Consider the following 19,464-nt stretch of genomic DNA (forward strand, 5'->3'; position numbering starts at 1 on the left):
TAGCATTTCTATCATTTTTCATTTCATTCAATGGAACTAAAAAAAGCTTTTATGCGATGTGCATAAAAGCTTTTGATGGTGGATTACAGGCGAATTCACTCTGTTTGTATGCTTTTGTTCTTCTCCAAATTATTCATATCTAAGAGAATCAATAGGATCTAGTCTTGCTGCTTTATTCGCAGGAATTAACCCAAAAACAATCCCAATAAGCATACTAAACAGCACACCGCCACAGATGACTTGCCAAGATACTAAGGACGGCCAGCCGGCAACTAGTGATACTAGCGCGGCGCCACCTAAGCCAAGTGCGATCCCCATCAACCCGCCGATCAATGTTAAGACGACAGATTCAATTAAAAATTGAACGAGTATTTGAGCCCTTGTTGCCCCAATCGCCTTTCGGATACCGATTTCCCTTGTCCTCTCTGTCACAGAAACAAGCATGATATTCATCACACCGATACCGCCGACAAGCAAAGAAATCCCAGCTATTGAGCCAATGATTGTTGTCATAACAGATGTGATTTGACCAATGCCTTCTGCGATTTCTTCCATATTGATCATTTCATAAGCATCTTCTGTATGATGATTTTCATTTAATAATGCAGCCGCATTCTTTCCTACTTCCTTCATTTGATCAGCATGTGCGACTTGAATTGACAACTTATCATATTCATTGATCCCAAATGTGGAGGTGAGCATAGCAAACGGGACAAATATTTCGTTCATATCAAATGAAAACATCCCTTTCTGTTTTGCTAAAACACCGATGACTTCAACAGGCTGTCCGTTCATCCAAATCATTTCGCCTAATGCCTTCTGTCCATTAAATAATTCTTTTTGTAAGCCTTCAGAGATGAGAGCGGCTCTTCTGCCGCTTCTAAAGTCAATATCTCTTAAATTCTGTCCTTCTGCTATTTGTAATGAATGTACATTCGTATACCCTTCATTTATACCGTTAACTGTCGCATCCACTGTCGTATCTTGAAATCTCAGCTGCATTCCTTGTGCAGTCGAAGAGGCAACCTGATTCACCCCGTTGATTGTCTTAACGCTTTTTATGTCTTCCTCAGTAAATGTGGCGTCGAATAAAGCGTTTGGATTTGTATTTAACTCTTCGTCAGAAGGCGTATATGTCATATCAATGGTATTGTTTGGACCTGAAATCGACCCTTTTAACATTTGCTCGCCGCCTTGACCGATAGCCACGACCGCAATGACTGATCCAACACCAATAATAATCCCAAGCATCGTTAAAATAGAACGTAATTTATGAGCTAAAACAGAATTCATCGCTATTTTGATATTTTCAAAGAGTTTCATTCATAGCGTCCCCTTGTGTCAATCTATCTTCAACGAGCCGTCCATCTCTTACAACGACCGTCCGATTTGTATACGCAGCTATTTCTTCTTCATGGGTGACAAGCACAATCGTTGTCCCTTCCTCATTCAGCTTAGTAAATTGTTCCATGATTGAGAAGCTTGTTTTTGAGTCAAGAGCGCCTGTCGGTTCATCTGCTAAGATAAGCTGCGGCTTATTGACAATAGCACGGGCTATTGCCACCCTTTGCTTTTGCCCTCCCGACAACTCACTTGGCATATGTTTCATTCGGTCTGACAAACCAACCTTTTCAAGTGCCATTTCTGCGCGTTCTTTTCTTTCCTTTTGACTGATACCAGCGTAAATCATCGGAAGCTCAACATTACGCCTCGCATTTAACCTCGGCAGCAGGTGAAATTGCTGAAAGACAAATCCAATGAATTGATTTCGAATCACTGCAAGCTCTTGATCCTTTGCAGCTGACAGCTCTCTTCCTTGAAAATGATATTGTCCTGTGGTTGGCCGGTCTAAACAGCCAATGATATTCATTAACGTCGATTTTCCAGAGCCTGACGGGCCCATAATGGACATATACTCGCCTTTTTCAATGACAAGATCGATCTCACTTAATACATCAAATGCTTCTTGGGCGACCTCATAGCTTTTTATCACGTTTGAAAGCTGAATCATTCAGCATTCACTTCCATTCCGTCATACATGTCATCTGATGGATGAGCAATGATTTGATCCTCTGCCTTGACACCTTTTGTCACTTCAAGGTCATGACCTGACGTTTCCCCTAGCACCACTTTTACTTTTTTAAGTACATTCTTTTTGACAACATAAACGTATTGTCCATCATCCTCTTTTTTTACAGCTGATTCAGGAATCGTTTGGGCTTGACGCTTATCTGTTTCAATTTCCATGATCATTTTAAAACCAGGTTTCGCTTCAGGTTTTTTTCCCTTTATTTCGATTTCAACAGGATATTGTACCGTTTGATCACCTGCAGTTGTTTCGGATGCTGCCTGAGCAGGTACAGCCCCCACTTTTTTCACGACCCCTTGCCAGCTCTTTCCGCGAATGACATCAGATGTAACCTTTACTTTTTGTTTCTTTTTCACTTTTATGGCGTCATACTCAGAAATCAATCCTCGCACAATCATTTTTTTCTCATTGCCAATATGAATGATCGGCTGTCTTTCTTCCGGCTTTCCTGCCCCTTCTTCTTGCTCAATGGAAATCACTGTACCGTCAATTTTACTATGTACGGTTAAATCTTCTATTTGTGCTTTTACTTTTTCTTGGCTGATCTCTGCTTGTTTTTGTTCTAATTCAGCCGCTTTCAGCTCTAATTCGAGCTGGTCTCGCTCGTTTTTAGGATGGGCGACTGAGTCGCCTGCTTGTTTTTCATCTAATTCGCTCAGTCTATTTTGTAATTGTTCGCGTTTTAGCGTACTTGATTCAGCCGCAAGAGCTTGCTGCTGCTCTTCAAGCTCCAGCTCCCTATTTTCATATGTAAGAAGCGGCGTTCCAGCCTTTACCTTTTCTCCTTCTTTCACAGAAATCCCCTTCAAGTGTCCTTTTTCCTCTTCTGCATAAATGAATTGCTCTTCAGAGAATGAAAGTGTCCCTGGCGTCATTACCGTAGTGGTGATTTCTTTTTGTGTGGGTTTTACTGTTTTAATAGCTGCTGTCGAAGCAGGCTTTGATTGATTTTTCGCAATGTTAAAGCCAATAAATAGACCGATGACAATAATAAAAATGGATCCGATGATGATTTTCTTTCTCATAAAGACATTCTACCCCCAGCTTACTGATATGTTGATTGCGGTTCCTACATATTGAAGAATGAAAGAAATGACATAAAAGACTCCTATCATGATCCAAGATATTCTTGGAGATATATGACCGACTTTGATCAATAAAAAGCCTGTTAAAACAAGATTCCAGATCACAAAGAGATCAATATTAGCAAACACACCGAGCCATGGACCAGAAGTTTGAATGAGTGCATTTAATGAGGTGATTGTGATGTTTTTTGGCACATGGAACAGGATGACGGACAGATGAGAAATGATCGTAACTGGTGTAATAAACAGGACCGCTGAAAACAGCTGCTGAAACGATGCATCACCCTTTGCTAAAAATACGATGAACTTATATATAGCAGCATTAATCACAAGTCCGAGAATTAGACCAATTAGCGTCACCACATAAACGACCGATACCGGCAAGCTTAAATCTGCCCACATTCCTTCATTCACTAGCTCTGACAAATAAGTCACAATCACTGTTAAAAGAAGCACACAGGATAAAGGCTACCAAACCACCGGGTTTTCCCATACTCTTTTCAGGTGCTCTGAAGGTCTTGTGCTCACTCCAATGATCGTGGGCTTTTGCATATTTTCTTTCATCAAATGTCTCCTCTCTATGTCATGCAAGTATGCAAACGCACATGTTCTCTCTTGTTCTTTCTATTTTATCAAAAGATTGCCAATAAGTGATGGATGATTTGATTTTCTTATTTTCATTGAGGAAAAAATTTATCTATTATTCTATTATCACGAATGACATCCTCCAAATGACACCATGACCAGACCATATTCATATCAAAAAATAGAGGTTTTACTGACCTAAAAACATTTTATCAAAAAACCACATGTCTTTCGGAATAAATATCCTTTTCCTTTGAATTCGGATGGTCTTAGTTAGACACAACAATTTTTTGTTAAAATAATCCTAGTAATTTCGACAAATCCCGGCTTTATAGGACTATGATTGGTTTCTTTTATAGAACAAATGAGCCTTTAGTATCAATACTTTCATATTAAAAAATGAAAAATATAAGGTTTTTACTTGATCAAAAGTTATTTTTTCATATAATGTAAAATAGAGGTAGGTTAAATGATAGTGGAAATGGAGTCAAGTGAATGTTAAGAGAAAAATTGAAAACACAATTGATTTTACTTTATGAAAAGGAACAAGAAGCATGGCAATACTTTCGAAAGGAAAGAGAACTGATTTATCATGAGCTCAAATTACTTGATATGAAAGAAAGTAGACCCTCTAATGACAAAATATACTACGCTGCTAGATGCGTAGATATTATTAAAGAGAAAAAGGGAAGCATTGTGAGTACAAAAGAATTAAAAGAACAGCTTCAAGCCCAGACAGATTTCAATGTGAGACGAATTAGCGAATTGTATGATCTGATCCAGCAGCTCGACCCTCACATTTCTAAAGCACGAAGGGGATGTTTTATTTACGAAGATCACACCCAAATACCTCTACAATCTTTTCACACATAAAAAATTGGTTACAGCCGCTGGCCATAACCAAATCCTCTAATATCTATTATCCACCGCTTACAGGAGGAATGAATGCAACAGTGTCCCCGCTACGCACTTCAGCGTTTTCCCTCGTATATAGTTCGTTGACTGCAACCATCACGTTTTGTGCAGCATCAACACCATATACCTCCTGTAATTCTAATTTAATCTCATCAACCGTTGTTTGATCTTTTTGAATGATGATTTGTTGTTTACCGGCCTTCTCAGCAAGGCCGGCGAACAATAATACACTAATCAAGCTGATCACCTTCTTTCTTTGCAAGTTGAAGATCGCTAGGTTTCCCCTCTGGATATGAAACCGTTTCAAGCTGATCACCTATCCAGGCTTCCCCGTCTTCCCAATATTCTTTTTTCCAAATTGGAACGATTTCCTTAATTCGCTCAATGGCATATTCGTTCGCTTCGTATGCAGCCTTCCTATGAGGAGATGAAACGGCTATCACAACAGCAATATCCGTTATATCAAGTGTCCCGATCCGGTGCACAATGGCTGCTTCAGTTTCAGGCCACTGTTTCTTGATTTCTTGTCCAATTTGACTTAGCATGCTTTCAGCCATTGGTATGTATGCTTCATAAGTTAAACGCAATGTTTTTTTGCCGTTTGTCCACTCTCTGACCGTCCCGATAAACGTCGTAATGGCCCCTGCCTTTCGCCTTGTCACATGCTGAATCAATTCGTTTACATCAATCGGCGTTTTTGTTATTTTAAAAAATTCACTCAAGCAGAGACGCCTCCCTTCAATAAGTTAAAACCAAATGTGACTGCGCCCTTTTCAAAGGCTGAAAACACTGGAAACGAGTAATTTTCGATTAATTGAAACTCTTGAGAAAAATAAATAGCTGCTTGTATATTGGAAAGAGTTGAAAGATCAATGAGCTCCTCTTCATTCTTTACACAAACGATTTTGCGGTATGGTGCCTGTTTATACCCTTCTATCAAGACAGCGTCTAATGGAAGATGCTGACACATGTTGAGCAACTGCTCTAACGTGATGTGCTGCATTGAAAAGTGAAATTCACCCTCTCCTTCCACGCCAGCGGCAAATGCACCTGCTTGAACATATCGATCGGTGTCTTTTTCTTTCAAAAGACGATCTGGTTTACCGCCATGTCCATGGTGTTTAAAGCAGCCTAGCTTCAGCCCGTCAAGTACAGCCAGCTGACAGAGCTTTTCAATCAACATAGTCTTGCCGCTGTTTTGATAACCGACCACCTGTAATATGCTTAATGTGTCATCCAGCATGGGGAACCCTCTCCTTCGTGCTGAAACAGCAGAACATGGACCTGATCACCGGCCTTAAAACCTCTTGTTCCTCCGGGCAGCACGATGAAACAGTTAGCATCTGCAATAGAGGTCACGGCACTTGATTTATCAAGACCTGTTGGGGTCACACTGAGCTGACTGCCCGTGAATTGTAGTGCCGCTCTGACAAATCGAGTGAACGGATTGGCTTTTGGAAAATCGTGTGTCAGCTTCGCCTCAGCAAAAGCAGGAAACGGCTGCTTCTTCAAAGACCATTTATAGATCATCGGTTTCACAAATAATTCAAAGCCAACAAAACAGGCAGCGGGATTTCCTGACAGCCCAAACAGCAGTTGACCATTTGGCATTGCAGCAACCGTCGTCACACTTCCGGGTCTCATGGCCACTTTATTAAACAGCACCTCAGCTCCCAGCTTTTCATAAATCGCAGGGAGAAAGTCAAAATCACCTACTGACACACCGCCTGTTGTGATTAAAAAATCTACCTTACTTAAGGCTGCTTTGACTGCATGATAGCTTTTGTCAAAATCATCGGACACACCGCCTAAATCTAGCGGCTCTCCCCCGGCCTCAAGTATCTGGGCATAAACCATACTAAGATTACTGTTTCTAATCTTACCGTCCACCATCGCATCACTCACTTGAAGAAGCTCTGTACCTGTTGAGATGATGCCGATCACTGGCTTTTTGACAACTGGCACTACACCATATCCAAATGTCGCCAATAGGGCCGTAACGCCCGGAGTTACTTTGGTTCCTTTTTTGACCATCACATTTCCTTCAAGTACTTCTTCTCCTTGACGAGAAATATTGTCCCCTTTTTTCAGCGGTCTTTTAAGTGACATGTATGATTTGCCGTCTTTTTCGAAGGTCTTAGTCAGCTCAAGCATGATGACGACATTTGCTCCATCCGGGATTTTTGCTCCTGTCATGATACGGATGGCTTGAAAGGGACCGATGGTTTTTGCTGAGACCATTCCTGCACCAATATGGTCAATGACCTCAAATTCAACCGGATGCTCGCTTGACGCTTCTTTTGTATCTTCTGCCCGAAGTGCAAAACCATCATACGGGGAACGATCAAATGCAGGAACATCATGATCTGCTAAAATATCTTCTGCAATGAACCTTTCAAGGCTATTTTTTAAAGGCACCCATTCTGCTTCTCCATGCTTTTCATATTGATGGACTTTCTGAATGGCTTCTTCTACTGGAATTGGCTGACGTCTTTCCATCACACTTCACTCCTATATCCCTAGCAGTCTTGCTAGTAATGAATTGGCTGCTTTTTCATCATTCGTCCCATGGATTAATGCACGTCCACCTTTGAAAAAGACAATACGATAAGATTCATAGCGGACATGGATTAAGAAGTCATTCACTTCCACCTCACAAATAGATGACAGCCTCTCTTTCACATGCTGAAATGATAGATTTGCTAAATCTTTAGATACAACTTGAACTGTATCCCGTCCGCAAAGAATCGTCGTTTTTTTACGCTGCTCATGTAAATAAGGATAGGTTCTTTCTTCACCGCAGGATGGGCAGTTCTTCTGCTTAGTACGAGACAAATCCATTTTAAACGATGTCGCCTGCCAAAGATCAAATGTGACAAATTTCCGTTCGATTTGATCTTCATGTCCTGTTAAATATTTTAGCGCCTCTGTTTGCTGATAAGCAGAAACCATTTGAACTGCTGGAGAAATAATCCCCGCTGTATCACACGTCAAGCCGCCAACAGGCAGTTCTGTAAAGACACACGATAAACACGGCGTTTTATCCGGCAAAATGGTCATATACATCCCCTGACTGCTCACACAAGCGCCATATATCCACGGCGTCTTCGTTTCCTGCGATAAATCATTCATCACCATTCTCGTCTCAAAATTATCCGTCGCATCAATGACAATATCTGCGCTCTGAAATAACGGTCTTAACAGCCTCGCGCCTGCATCTTCAATCAGGGCGTGTATGATCACTTCATGATTGATCTCTTGGAGACGTTTTTTTGCCGCAGCTGCTTTTGGCACATGTGCCTTTGCATCATGTTCTGTGTACAGCTGCTGCCGATGTAAATTTGAAAACTCTACATAATCACGATCAACAATCGTCAACGTGCCGATCCCAGACCGGACAAGCCCTTCAGCGGAGGCAGTTCCAAGTGCACCGGCTCCAACGATCAGAACATGACTGTCAGCAAGCGCACGCTGACCCTTTTCCCCAACCGGAGGGAACAAGATTTGTCTTGAATATCGGTCATTCAATGCTGTTCTCTCCTCACCATTTTTATGTATCATATCATACCGTTTTCAGGTAAATCGCTTCTTTTATTGATATTTCGAAATTCATTTGGTGTTACGTTCAGTTCCTCCTCTGGAACGATGCGCACCTTAAGCCTTTGAAGTAACTCTTTGATGGCTAATTGATTCTCTTTTAAACACGCATCAATGGACGGCAGACAGCGGCGGTGATAAAGCGCAAATAAAGGCTGTAATCTGCCCTGAACAAGCGGGATGATAGCATCTACGTGCTCGCTGCAATAGGTCGATAATGCTTCGGCGGTCTCCCTCCGTATGAAGGGCATGTCACATGCCATCACCAAATACCATGCTGCTTCTTGCTTTTGCATCGCCGTATACATGCCGGCAAGCGGCCCGCATCCGCGCACCTGTTCATCATCTAACCACACACTTCGTTCACCTCTTTCTTTAAAAAAGGGCAGAAGTGATGGATGGCTGATGATGACCGTCTGTCCTTTCAAAAGCTGATTTTTCACATGCTCATATAGTGGTTTTCCTTGATACATATAACTTGCCTTTGGCTCTCCAAAACGTCTGGAAGCTCCTCCAGCTAAAATGACATTCACTACATCCATTCTCTCACCCTCCTTGGATATGGTTGTTCTAATCGCACTCATTTCGCATACTTTATTGGTAACATGAATAAGGAGGGTCTATCTATGAACAGGCGCCATGCTTCTCCCCTATTCCATGACCTATCTCAAGAGAATTTATACTTAAAAGCTGAAACAGCCAAATATCAACAAATGATCTCTGATTTACAGTCCTCATATACGTATTCTAAAAATAAGAAGTTAACTCAAGAATATCATGAGATGAAAAAGGATTACACGCTATTAAAACAACAATTGGATGAAATGACCATTGATCAAGACGATGCAGCCTCAAAAATACAGGATCTCTCCTTCAGCAAATCTGAATTATTACATAAAATAGTCCTTCTTCATGAAATGCTGCAAAAGGAAACCTTTCATAGAAGAAAAGAAACGGAAGAAAAACACCGGCTGCATTTAAAAGTGATCAAATATAAAGAAATCTCTCAACAATTAAATGAACGGATGCAAGATCAAGATCAACGGCTTGCAAAAGAGGAGAAAAAAGGAAATACTTTATCCGCTGTGATTGAGAAACTGCAGCAAACATTGGGTGATAAAAACGCAGAGCTCCATTTATTACAGGAAGGCGTCAGACACCTTCAGGAGCGTTTTTATGAAACACAAGAGAAATTACTGCAAATTGAAAAAGCAAAGGAAACGATTTTTTATGAAACGCTCACAAGCTATCAAAAGCAGTTAGCAGAAAGTGAGGAATGGATCGCATCTCATTTTGCTGATATTGACCAGTCAGCTCAAACAAATTCACAGCCATTCTCTCGAGACAGCTTCCTGCAAACAACGGAAGAAATCGAACCCATCTTGAAAAAGCTGAACGAACAAGTTCAAATACTCCAGGCACAAGTCGATGCGGTGCAGCGAAATGGAGAGGTCATGACAGTGAAGATCGATGGCTTCAAAAAACAGCGTGATCACCTGTCAAAGGAACGAAAAATTGTCTATACAGTTGACCAAAAAAAGTAATTCTCGCAATAAAAAACTGCTGGCTTTTACGTCAGCAGTTTCTTTTTATTTATTCGTCTTCTGTTTGAATGTCGCCTTCTAAAATATACTGTCCGCGATATGGCTTTTTCACTTCAGGATACATTTTAATTAAGCTTTGCATAAACGTTGTCATATTTGGAATTTCAAGACCGCTCTCTTTTTCAATCTCTTTTTGAAGCTCAGAGCTTTTAATCGCCGCATTATGACGCTTTAACGTTTTAATCGCAGCTTCACGAAGCTTAGCTGCCTTTGAACCAGGGCGGGCTGTGCCTCTTCTGCGTCTAGTAGATCCTTCAGGAATACCTACAGGTACACCGTTTAGCTGTCCTGTTCCTAAAGATGATGCAGGATTTGATTGTGATTGTGCCGGCGGCTGGTAGCTTCTCATTTCTTGTGCAGCCAGTTCAGCTAATACAGGCAGCGAATCCGTCTTTCTTTCTGTACGCACTTCTTTTTTTGTATCTGACACTAGACCTGTTCCTTGACGGTCTAATTCTCTTAATTTTGCATAAATCGCATCTCGCTCAATTTGATATTCACGGATGACCTTTACTTCTGCTTCGTTTAGTTGTTCCAATCGTAATCGTAACGCTTCCCTCTCATTAAACAATGGATTTCCCCCTCATCATATAAAAAATATTCTATAGTAAATATTAGATTAGAAAACTAATTTTATCAACTATTTTTTTATCATTTTACAGTTTGCTATCAGATAGGTATTTTCAACTAAAATTTTGCCAAAGAGGAACAATCGGCATCCATTTCATTGCCACTAAAGGCTTTTGACAAACTTTAAAATATTGTAAAAAATTTGAATAAACACTTATACTACTTGATTTACATCGTTATTTACCAAACTGAAATTTCTTTTGTGCAAAAACGTTCTGAATAGTAAAAAGTTAAAATCTTTACATTTTCATTTCAAAACAAAAAAGTAAATAGGTCTTAATGCCCTTTTGTTTCAGGAATATTTTTTAATAAACTCCCTCAATTTCTCTTTTCTTAGGAATGACACGTACATAAAAAGTCCATTCCGTGCAATAGGTCGCCTATTTTTGTCCATGAAAAAACCCCCATTTATGGGGGAAAGCCTATTCTGCAGCCTTTTCAGACTCAGAAAGCACTCGATTGACACGTTTCTCAAGCATTTTCATTCCGCTTCCGCCAGCTTGGAAGTGGCGCAGAGCACCTGTTTTATCAAATACATAATATGCTGGTACATATTCATTTTCAAAGGCTTCTGTTAAGTGATGATCACTGTCCACAAAAATTGGCTGCGTGATTTCATGCTCTTTCGCAACCTCTTTGATTTTATCTAGATCTAGGTCATCCTCTGAACGCGGCATATGAACGGCTACAACGTTTAGTTGATCCTTGTATTCATCACGGAATTGATTGACTTGAGGCATGGCCTCTTTACAAAGATGACAGCTGACTGACCAGAAATGAATCAATGTTGGTTTGTCACCAATTAAATCTTCTTTTGTTACTTCTCCATTTAACCATTCTTTTGCACCAGTTAGTTCTGGCATTGGTTGACGTAATTTCATTTTGAAGCGCCTCCATCCATTGTATGTGTCGAAACAAAAAGGTCTAACATCAGTTAGACCCTCCTGTTTCTTCAGCTATCAATTAAAGTGTTTTTTGACCAGGCTTCCAGTTAGCTGGGCAAAGTCCACCAGTTTGTAATGCTTGAAGAACACGTAATGTCTCATCTACATCACGACCGATATTGTTGTGGAATACTGTTTGATATTGAAGTTCGCCTTCTGGGTTGATAATGAATAGACCGCGAAGTGCAATACCTTCTTCTTCAATTAAAACGCCGTATTCTCTAGATACTGTGTGGTTTGTGTCAGCAGCTAGCGGATATTTCAATTCACCTAGACCATTTTCTTTACGGTCTGTGTTGATCCAAGCAAGATGCGTATGGATTGTATCAGTAGATACACCAATGATTTCTGCATCTAAATCTTCGAACTCATCATAACGATCGCTCATTGCTGTAATTTCAGTTGGGCAAACAAATGTGAAATCCATTGGATAGAAGAAAAGAACTGTCCATTTGTCATTCTTCATGTTTTCCTCTAAACTCACTTTTCCAAATTCCTTGTTAGCAAGTACTGCTTCCATTTCAAAACGTGGAGCTTGTTTTCCTACAAAACGCTCTGCCATATGTAAATCCCTCCAAAAAATAATATCTTTATACAGACTTCTAAGCTGTATATAAAATGAGAATCAAAAGTTGAAATTCTCATTTAGTTAATAACTTCACAATTACAATTATAATACTTAAGCGGTTTTTAGTCAATATTAATTAATAATAAATTTAATTAACGATTTGTCACAATCTCTTGCTCCACTTAACAAAAGTTTAACATGTCTTGCATAAGGGAACAAATGATTAGCTTCTCTATTAGAGCATACATAGAAAGGTTTTGAAGAACATGAAAGCATTTGAACAAGTAGATTGGGTTTCCATTATCCTCAATAGCAGTATGATTTTGCTAAAATTAATCGTTATTTTTGCGATTTATTTTATCATCAGAGTCATCGGAAACAAGATGATTAGGCGTGCCTATTCCACATTCTCTGAAAAGCATGACGTCTCTTTATCAAGAGCTCAGACGCTGCAAAGTCTCACGTTAAATATTTTCGCCTACATATTGATTTTTATTCTAGTGGTCATGATCCTCGACTTATTTCATTATAACCCGACCGCTTTGCTAGCTGGCGCAGGCGTTGTGGGGCTTGCGATCGGTTTTGGCGCTCAAGGACTAGTGAGTGATATTGTGACAGGATTCTTTATATTATTAGAGAAACAATTCGATGTGGGAGAATATATAACAGTTGCTGGCTTTGATGGGATCGTAGAACAAATTGGACTTAGAACCACTCAGCTTCGAAGCTTTGACGGCACCCTTCATTTTATCCCAAATCGAAGTATATTGAACGTGAGCAACCATTCAAGAGGGACGATGCAGGCACTCGTTGATATCGAGTTATCTCCAGAAGAGAATGTGGATCAAATGATCACAGCCCTTCAAGCTGCGTGTGATGAGGTTCGGGAAGAAATCCCTCAAATTATCGAAGGACCTCAAGTTGTCGGCGTGGAGACGTTCGGCTCCTCTTCCCTCGTACTGCGCATCATAGCTAAAACCGAAACAATGGAGCAATGGCGGGTAGAACGAATCTTGCGCAAAAAAATGAAAGAAGTACTCGATATAGAAAAAGAGCAAAAAGAACCGGGATTATAATCTACCGGTTCTTTTTCTTGTTTGTTTTATTGAACACGCTGTTCTACTTCTTGACAAATTTCATCAGCCGTCATACCTGACGCAGTAATCACAGATGCTTTTGTCGTTGTGTCTGAAATGCCAAGAACATTTGAATCTAGCCCTGTGACCACATAGCAGTCACACTGATCCATTTGCTGTTCATTTTGAATACGTACGACGTCATACCCTTTTTGCTTCAGTAGTTCTTCTACATCGGATAAAGATGGTTCTACACCAATTCTTGTCATAATCAAGAACACCTCCTGTTCATAAGGTGTACAGGAGGCAGCTTGATTATTCATTCACCTGCTTGCTTTTTGAAATAAGCTGTCATAACGTTTACAGCTGTTTCTATCGCTTTTTCATCAGGCATGAGTTTTGCATGATGCAGGCCATATTCTGAATCGACCCCTAACCAAAACATGAATCCAGGGTATTTTTTCAACATGTAGCCAAAGTCTTCTCCTGTCATGGCTTCTCTGCATTCAACCACATTCGCAAGCCCTTCTCCGGCAACATATGACATAAATTCCTCTGTCAGATCCTTTGAATTGTCCACTTCGTAATAAGATGAAGGGTATCGCACGGTTGCCTTGCATTCGTAGCCAATTTCAATCCCTTTTGCTAGTGCTTCAATTCGCTTTCTCACCTTATCCATAGACTCTGGTGAAAGTGTACGAATAGTGCCGTCAAGCTTTGCATGCTGGGCAATGATATTTTGAGCCGTTCCGCCGCTAATCGTGCCAATCGTAATGACCGCACTATCAAGAGGATCGACATTACGAGAAATAACCGATTGCAGTTGACCTACAAGTGCACTCGCAGCCACAACCATATCATTCGCTAAATGAGGGTAAGCAGCGTGTCCGCCTTTTCCTTCAAGATCAATCACAAGCTCACTCGTATTAGCAAATAACAGCCCTGGCTTTGTGGCTATCGTTCCGACAGGATATTCAGGTGCAATATGCAGCGCTGTAATAAAGTCTGGCGTCCACTTTTTCAGCACATCGCTTGTAAGCATCGGTTCAGCTCCGCCTGGACCTTCTTCTGCCGGCTGGAACATAAATAATAGATCTTCTTTGATTGGCTCATGAACGAAATGATCAATGATTCCAAGTGCGATGGTCATATGAAGGTCATGTCCACATGCGTGCATGTTCCCTTCATGTACTGATTGAAATGGATACCCTGTCTCCTCAGGAATAGAGAGGCCGTCCATATCTGCACGATAAGCAAAAACGCGCTCAGGATTTGTTCCCTTTACTTTAACAAAAAGTCCAGTGCGCCACGTTTCCATCTCAACTCGATCTTTTGAATAAGCACCAAGATGCTTGATGAGATACGCTTGTGTTTTGAATTCCTTAAAACCAAGCTCAGGGATTTGGTGTAAATCTCTTCGAATGGATATTAATTGCTCACGATTTAACAAGTGAACTCGCTTCCTTTCCTCTATACGAATAAGACGTGGATATATATCATCCACGTCTATGTCTTCAACTGCGAATTATGTGAATTAAAGCTGACGCAGTTCTTGTTTGATTTCCGTTTTACCTTTTGTTTTTTCATCAATGTCTTTGATTTTCTTTGCAGGTGTACCTGCTACAACTGTGTAAGGCTCCACATCGTTCACAACGATCGCACCAGCTGCTACGACTGCACCTTTACCAATTGTCACACCTTCTAGAACAACAGCGTTCGCACCGATGACAACATCATCTTCTACAACAACTGGTTTAGCAGACGGCGGCTCAATGACACCTGCAAGAACAGACCCAGCACCGATATGACAGTTCTTACCTACTGTTGCACGGCCACCAAGCACCACGTTCATGTCAATCATCGTACCTTCACCGATCACAGAACCGATATTAATAGAAGCTCCCATCATGATGACTGCATTATCACCGATTTCTACTTGGTCACGAATGATAGCACCTGGCTCAATACGTGCTTTAATGTTCTTTAAATCTAACATCGGGATTGCAGAGTTGCGGCGGTCATTTTCCACGACAACATCTTCAATTTTGTCTTTGTTCGTTTCCAGCGCTTCTTGGATTTCGCTCCACTCACCGAAAACAACTCCAGTGTTTCCTGTGATGAACGTTTTTGCATGTTCACCAAATTTAATACCTTCTAAATCACCTTTGATGTAGACTTTCACAGGTGTTGATTTTGTACTATTTTGAATAAATGAAATAATTTCATTAGCGTCCATTTGTTTCATGTATGTATGTCCTCCTCTTAATTTATACTTCATTACTGTACCAAAGGAGAGTTTTAATGACAAGTGAAAGAGTTGACTCTTCAATGGAAAATAAAACAAGCGGGACCGATTACCCCGCTTCCTGCTGGTGAAGATGAACAAATTGTTTGCCAAAAGAAATCAATTTCTCTTCTTCTTCTCCTTCTGGATTCAGCTCAATCTTGACTGATGGCAAGACAATGTCACCGCCAAGTTCCTTCACTTTTTCTTCGATTAGGTCAACAGCTCCGCAAAAATGCTCATAAGATGTATCCCCAGAACCGAATATAGCAAATGCTTTTCCCGTTAAATCAAGCTCTTCCATTTCTTCATATAAATCAATAAAATCATCAGGAAGGTCACCATCTCCCCATGTGTACGCACCTAACATAATGTGCGTGTAATCATTGAGAAGCTCTGCATCAATATCCATCGCTTCATGCCGGTCCACGCTAGCTCCCGCTTCTGTTATTCCTTTTTCAATTAAATCTGCCATCGCTTCTGTATTCCCAGACATCGTGGCATACACCAATAAAACCTTTTCTGTCACTTTTTCTTCCTCCTTATCAATGAATCAATGCCGGCTCCTCATATGGCCTCACAAACTTGCTTTCATATAAACCAGCACAGAAAAAGTTTTCATTTTGATTGGCTACACGAAAACCGTGTCCTTTGATCGTATCAAACCATTTGAGCTCTTTTTGCTCAATATCAAGCTGATACACTTTAGAAAATCCGTGTTCATCTTGTGAGGTGGTCACATATACAATTCCATTATCCTCTGACACATCCAAAAATGATTCCTCTCTAGCAAAGGCCTGTGATTGAATATCATGCAGCATATTTGTATGTAAATCTAAAATTTGAACAGACCCCTTTTTTCCTTTTTTTGATCCTAATGCGCAAACAAGAAGATGTTCCTGACAGAGCAGCATAGAAGCTGTCATCCGGTGCTCCTCTCTGTTTAGGAGGAAAACCTGCTCACTCTCCAAGTCATACATCCATATTCCTCCGTGAACCTCATGAATCTGTGTTCCAATATAAAGGTGATCACCTGCAGCACATAAAGAACGAATAACAGGCGGGTGGTTCACATGAGCAAATGGCTTCATAATTTCCCAGGAAATCCCGAAATCATTTGACACATAAATACTATGTTTTCCATGTGCACACACAAACCCGTCTTTGCGTCCTGTAATAGACCAAACGACTGCATTTGTTGGAAATGATGATAGCGCCCATGTATTGCCTTCATCTCCTGATCTAATCACTGTGCCATTTTCACCAACACCGAATAAATAAGGTCCGATATAGCTGATGGCATGAATTTTATGCTTGAGCTTAAAGAGCTGCTGCCACCCGCTCTCCACACTGTAGTGAAAAATACCTTCCCGTTTTACAGCGACAAAGTATCCACCACTTTTAGAAGCAGCAACAGCTGTCGCTCCTTTATGAAACATGATTTTCAACTCGTTTCTCAGATAACGCCGCCCACGTTAAGAAGCTCGTAGCAAATTCCTGACAGCACGCCACATCCTCATCTGTATCTGGCGCAAGCTCCATTTTCAATGTTTCAGGAAATACGGATGCACCGGTTGATTTGAGCATGTTATGAAATGTATGGACAGCCTCACAAAACTTCGGGTAGCTGTAATCTCCAGATCCGAACACAGCTGCTTTGATGTCACTTAGTTCAAGCGTAGAGACCTCTTCATAAAAATCCTCAGCTTCATAAGGTAAATCACCATCACCCCATGTATAAGAACCGATGAACACATAATCGTATGAAGAAAGGTCCTCTGCATTCGTATCATCAAATTCCATCATCTCCGTATCTATCCCTTTTCCTTCAAGTGTTTGCTTTATGATTGCTGCCATATCTTCTGTATTACCAGACATACTCGCAAATGCAATTAGTGCTTTCATCTATCGGTCACCTCATCTAAATGATAATCATTTTCAATTATTATATGTACACTTTAAATGATAATGATTTTCATTGTCAAATGATTTTATGAAAAAGCTTTGACCAATCATTACTATAACCCAATGAAAAACCCGCTCATTCCAATTGGAAGGCGGGTTTTTCATATCGAAGAGATCATCGGTTCCTCATTCGTTCAATTCATCTATTCGAATAAAATATGGACCATAATCCGTTTCGTGCGTCATCACAAATGTCCATTTTTCATTCCAATCCATCACATACATATCGTTATAATCCATATTATTAGACTCATATGGTAAATCATTGATTAAAAGAGAGCTGGCATTTTCGAAAAGATACGCCTCGTCAACAAATTGATAAAAAACAGTACACTTATCCTTTGATTGGTGAAAAAATGCGTCTATCGCTTCAGCCTTTTCAAGGCATGTAACCATTCCAAAACTGCATAAATGCCATAAAAAATCATCTATTGATATCTCGTTTTGTTCTTTAATTGAAAGATGACTAGCAAAACGTTCACGCCACCTCACGCGCAAACGATCTCCCCATTCAGGTTTGTTCATTTTGATTAATTGATTGTTTTTCATAAGATCGAAGTCTCCTCTATGATTCGCTCCATCTATCTATTGGATATGCGTGCAATAAGTAAATTTAATCAAACTGATTATTTACCTAAAAAAGCACCTTCCTCTTCCAAGAAGGTACTTACACCGCATCACTTTCAAGCATTTCTTTGACCACACCGACAAATGCTTGCACCTGTTTTAATTGAAAAGAAGCTTCATAGCCTAGCAGCCATGTGTCACGTCCGATTTGCTCTCCATTCACGTCAACAAGCGGTGTTTTATGAACACTTTTTTCGTGGTCATATAAGGTGACTGAAGGCAAAATGGCGTAGCCGATGCCGTGGTAGGCCATTTGTTTACATGTCTCAATCTGGTCCACTAGAATCGTCTGCTTTGGAGACACTTTAAATTTTTGGTGCCACCAGTGCTGGATTTCCTGATAATACGTGCTGTCACTTTTAAATTGAATAAACGGGCGTTCTGTCTCGATTAACTCGTCCACGTCTTTGATGACAGAATCGACTAAATATAAATGATCTGTCATCAAATATTCCTTTGTTCCCTTCCAATCAGGGTTTCCGCGAATAATTCCAATGTGCACGTGGTCCTCGTATAAGCTTTTGAGCATTTCACTACTCCAGCCGGTCACAAGTGATACCTTCGCATTTGGATATTTTTCGACATACCGCTTTAACACTTTCGGCAACCAGTGCTGTCCAATAATGGATGCAACCGCAAGCTTTAGTGTACCGTGAATTTCCCCTTCAAGTTCATCGATTCGTTCTCTCACTCGATCTTGCTCAACCGTCACCTCTTTTGCAAATTGAATGATCTGTTCACCTGCCGAAGTCACGGTGAGCCCTTTCTGAGAACGAAAAAAGATTTTGGTTCCCCACTCTTTTTCGATCGTCTGCAATCTTTGGGATAAAGCAGGCTGAGAGACAAAGAGCCGCTCCGAAGCCTTTCTCATATTCAATTCTTCACTAAGCACAACAAGCATATGTAACTCCTGAAGCTGCATGGGCGTCCCCTTTCTCTCTATAAGATTTTCTTATTCCATATGGTCATTATATAAATTATAGCTTATGAAGGCAAAAAAATAAGCTGGGCTTCAGCTCATTTTTTCGCGGCATGAATCACTTCATTTAAGCGCTTTAATACAACACGTCGTGTAAATATTCCTTCAAAGACTTGCTCCTCATTTTCTACACAAACAAATCCATTATTCGTCACAGCGTGAACGCCTTTTAGCACAGGGTCCGTTGTTTTAAGTCTTGGAATATCAGTCAGCATGACCTCTTCTACCTTCAGTTGGTCCAGCTTTTCGAATTCAATTCGTTCTAAACCAAAGATCTTATCCATGATCATATTCGTTCCAATTAACCCATGCAGATGATAAGAAGGATCTAAAACCGGGATGGCTGTATATCCTGTTTTTGTTAGTACCAATAAGGCATGCTCAAGGTTATTTCCAATTTGAACATGTGCCACTTTATCTGCATCAATCATATGCTCGGCTATTGTTGACTCAAGCAATTGAGTTGGTTCTATCTCTATCATGTTTCTTCGACCCCTTTTCTCTCGATCATCAATC

25 protein-coding genes are annotated in these 19,464 nt (G+C 40.5%); 3 read left to right on the plus strand and 22 right to left on the minus strand.

The features are described from left to right. Positions 1 to 129 precede the first annotated feature (129 nt). The 4 genes from C6Y03_RS02705 to C6Y03_RS02720 are packed head-to-tail and all read right to left on the minus strand — an operon-like array spanning position 130 to position 3,630. Positions 130 to 1,323: an ABC transporter permease gene (locus C6Y03_RS02705; protein ID WP_106038785.1), complete on the minus strand. Its 1,194-nt coding sequence runs from the start codon at positions 1,321 to 1,323 to the stop codon at positions 130 to 132. Continuing rightward, positions 1,310 to 2,011, minus strand: coding sequence for an ABC transporter ATP-binding protein (locus tag C6Y03_RS02710; protein ID WP_106038786.1), 702 nt, complete (start codon positions 2,009 to 2,011; stop codon positions 1,310 to 1,312). Before C6Y03_RS02710 ends, C6Y03_RS02705 begins: the two co-directional genes overlap by 14 nt. Next, positions 2,008 to 3,114: an efflux RND transporter periplasmic adaptor subunit gene (locus C6Y03_RS02715; RefSeq protein WP_066030961.1), complete on the minus strand. Its 1,107-nt coding sequence runs from the start codon at positions 3,112 to 3,114 to the stop codon at positions 2,008 to 2,010. The genes C6Y03_RS02710 and C6Y03_RS02715 overlap by 4 nt, the downstream gene beginning before the upstream one ends. A 9-nt stretch (positions 3,115 to 3,123) precedes the next feature. After that, positions 3,124 to 3,630: a YIP1 family protein gene (locus tag C6Y03_RS02720; protein ID WP_223260712.1), complete on the minus strand. Its 507-nt coding sequence runs from the start codon at positions 3,628 to 3,630 to the stop codon at positions 3,124 to 3,126. Between the two features lie 624 nt (positions 3,631 to 4,254). Between C6Y03_RS02720 and C6Y03_RS02725 the strand changes: the two genes are divergently transcribed. After that, complete coding sequence (locus C6Y03_RS02725; RefSeq protein WP_003211488.1) at positions 4,255 to 4,632, plus strand: Rok-like winged helix domain-containing protein; 378 nt, start codon at positions 4,255 to 4,257, stop codon at positions 4,630 to 4,632. A 46-nt stretch (positions 4,633 to 4,678) separates the two neighbouring features. Here the strand turns inward: C6Y03_RS02725 and moaD are convergent, their stop codons facing one another. The 6 genes from moaD to C6Y03_RS02755 are packed head-to-tail and all read right to left on the minus strand — an operon-like array spanning position 4,679 to position 8,813. Further along, entirely contained in the window at positions 4,679 to 4,912 is a 234-nt protein-coding gene (moaD, locus tag C6Y03_RS02730) for a molybdopterin converting factor subunit 1 (protein ID WP_060596152.1), read from the minus strand. Further along, the gene (locus tag C6Y03_RS02735; RefSeq protein ID WP_060596151.1) at positions 4,905 to 5,396 is read right to left on the minus strand and encodes a molybdenum cofactor biosynthesis protein MoaE; all 492 of its coding nucleotides are present in this window, start codon (positions 5,394 to 5,396) and stop codon (positions 4,905 to 4,907) included. Before C6Y03_RS02735 ends, moaD begins: the two co-directional genes overlap by 8 nt. Then, entirely contained in the window at positions 5,393 to 5,917 is a 525-nt protein-coding gene (mobB, locus tag C6Y03_RS02740; protein WP_034662725.1) for a molybdopterin-guanine dinucleotide biosynthesis protein B, read from the minus strand. The genes C6Y03_RS02735 and mobB overlap by 4 nt, the downstream gene beginning before the upstream one ends. After that, the gene (locus tag C6Y03_RS02745) at positions 5,899 to 7,176 is read right to left on the minus strand and encodes a molybdopterin molybdotransferase MoeA (protein ID WP_060596150.1); all 1,278 of its coding nucleotides are present in this window, start codon (positions 7,174 to 7,176) and stop codon (positions 5,899 to 5,901) included. The genes mobB and C6Y03_RS02745 overlap by 19 nt, the downstream gene beginning before the upstream one ends. A gap of 9 nt (positions 7,177 to 7,185) precedes the next feature. After that, positions 7,186 to 8,202, minus strand: a complete 1,017-nt coding sequence (locus tag C6Y03_RS02750; protein WP_106038787.1) for a thiazole biosynthesis adenylyltransferase ThiF — start codon at positions 8,200 to 8,202, stop codon at positions 7,186 to 7,188. A gap of 29 nt (positions 8,203 to 8,231) precedes the next feature. Next, positions 8,232 to 8,813: a molybdenum cofactor guanylyltransferase gene (locus C6Y03_RS02755; protein ID WP_106038788.1), complete on the minus strand. Its 582-nt coding sequence runs from the start codon at positions 8,811 to 8,813 to the stop codon at positions 8,232 to 8,234. A gap of 84 nt (positions 8,814 to 8,897) precedes the next feature. On the opposite strand from C6Y03_RS02755, the gene C6Y03_RS02760 reads away from it, so the two are divergent. Next, the gene (locus tag C6Y03_RS02760; RefSeq protein ID WP_106038789.1) at positions 8,898 to 9,815 is read left to right on the plus strand and encodes a coiled-coil domain-containing protein; all 918 of its coding nucleotides are present in this window, start codon (positions 8,898 to 8,900) and stop codon (positions 9,813 to 9,815) included. Positions 9,816 to 9,864: 49 nt separating this feature from the next. Here C6Y03_RS02760 and C6Y03_RS02765 read toward each other — a convergent pair whose 3' ends face one another. The 3 genes from C6Y03_RS02765 to ahpA form a co-directional block, all read right to left on the minus strand. Further along, complete coding sequence (locus tag C6Y03_RS02765; protein WP_034662739.1) at positions 9,865 to 10,446, minus strand: Rok-like winged helix domain-containing protein; 582 nt, start codon at positions 10,444 to 10,446, stop codon at positions 9,865 to 9,867. Between the two features lie 481 nt (positions 10,447 to 10,927). Next, entirely contained in the window at positions 10,928 to 11,386 is a 459-nt protein-coding gene (locus tag C6Y03_RS02770) for a TlpA family protein disulfide reductase (RefSeq protein WP_034662741.1), read from the minus strand. An 82-nt stretch (positions 11,387 to 11,468) separates the two neighbouring features. Next, complete coding sequence (ahpA, locus tag C6Y03_RS02775; protein ID WP_034662744.1) at positions 11,469 to 12,011, minus strand: biofilm-specific peroxidase AhpA; 543 nt, start codon at positions 12,009 to 12,011, stop codon at positions 11,469 to 11,471. 272 nt (positions 12,012 to 12,283) lie between these two features. On the opposite strand from ahpA, the gene C6Y03_RS02780 reads away from it, so the two are divergent. Beyond that, positions 12,284 to 13,093 (plus strand): mechanosensitive ion channel family protein, encoded by an 810-nt coding sequence (locus tag C6Y03_RS02780; protein ID WP_106038790.1) that lies wholly within the window; start codon positions 12,284 to 12,286, stop codon positions 13,091 to 13,093. A gap of 26 nt (positions 13,094 to 13,119) precedes the next feature. On the opposite strand, the gene C6Y03_RS02785 is transcribed toward C6Y03_RS02780, so the two are convergent. The 9 genes from C6Y03_RS02785 to cbpB form a co-directional block, all read right to left on the minus strand. Further along, on the minus strand, positions 13,120 to 13,362 hold the full coding sequence (locus C6Y03_RS02785; protein ID WP_003211408.1) for a YkuS family protein: 243 nt from the start codon (positions 13,360 to 13,362) through the stop codon (positions 13,120 to 13,122). Between the two features lie 50 nt (positions 13,363 to 13,412). Beyond that, on the minus strand, positions 13,413 to 14,543 hold the full coding sequence (locus C6Y03_RS02790) for an N-acetyldiaminopimelate deacetylase (RefSeq protein ID WP_106036747.1): 1,131 nt from the start codon (positions 14,541 to 14,543) through the stop codon (positions 13,413 to 13,415). 84 nt (positions 14,544 to 14,627) lie between these two features. Beyond that, on the minus strand, positions 14,628 to 15,338 hold the full coding sequence (gene dapD / locus C6Y03_RS02795) for a 2,3,4,5-tetrahydropyridine-2,6-dicarboxylate N-acetyltransferase (protein ID WP_034662753.1): 711 nt from the start codon (positions 15,336 to 15,338) through the stop codon (positions 14,628 to 14,630). A gap of 109 nt (positions 15,339 to 15,447) precedes the next feature. After that, positions 15,448 to 15,906 (minus strand): flavodoxin, encoded by a 459-nt coding sequence (locus C6Y03_RS02800; RefSeq protein ID WP_081311417.1) that lies wholly within the window; start codon positions 15,904 to 15,906, stop codon positions 15,448 to 15,450. Between the two features lie 16 nt (positions 15,907 to 15,922). Continuing rightward, positions 15,923 to 16,816: a WD40/YVTN/BNR-like repeat-containing protein gene (locus C6Y03_RS02805; RefSeq protein ID WP_060596393.1), complete on the minus strand. Its 894-nt coding sequence runs from the start codon at positions 16,814 to 16,816 to the stop codon at positions 15,923 to 15,925. Further along, positions 16,806 to 17,282 carry a flavodoxin gene (locus C6Y03_RS02810; protein WP_060596144.1) on the minus strand — a complete coding sequence of 159 codons (477 nt, stop codon included), beginning with the start codon at positions 17,280 to 17,282 and terminating at the stop codon, positions 16,806 to 16,808. Before C6Y03_RS02810 ends, C6Y03_RS02805 begins: the two co-directional genes overlap by 11 nt. Positions 17,283 to 17,468: 186 nt before the next feature. After that, positions 17,469 to 17,891, minus strand: a complete 423-nt coding sequence (locus C6Y03_RS02815) for a DUF4275 family protein (protein ID WP_060596143.1) — start codon at positions 17,889 to 17,891, stop codon at positions 17,469 to 17,471. Positions 17,892 to 18,009: 118 nt separating this feature from the next. Further along, positions 18,010 to 18,891: a transcriptional regulator CcpC gene (gene ccpC, locus C6Y03_RS02820; RefSeq protein WP_003211236.1), complete on the minus strand. Its 882-nt coding sequence runs from the start codon at positions 18,889 to 18,891 to the stop codon at positions 18,010 to 18,012. Between the two features lie 95 nt (positions 18,892 to 18,986). Continuing rightward, positions 18,987 to 19,430, minus strand: a complete 444-nt coding sequence (gene cbpB, locus C6Y03_RS02825; RefSeq protein WP_034663872.1) for a cyclic-di-AMP-binding protein CbpB — start codon at positions 19,428 to 19,430, stop codon at positions 18,987 to 18,989. Positions 19,431 to 19,464 lie beyond the last annotated feature (34 nt).

This window comes from Bacillus sp. LNXM65 (assembly GCF_002998575.1).
Taxonomy (GTDB): Bacteria; Bacillota; Bacilli; order Bacillales; family Bacillaceae; genus Bacillus.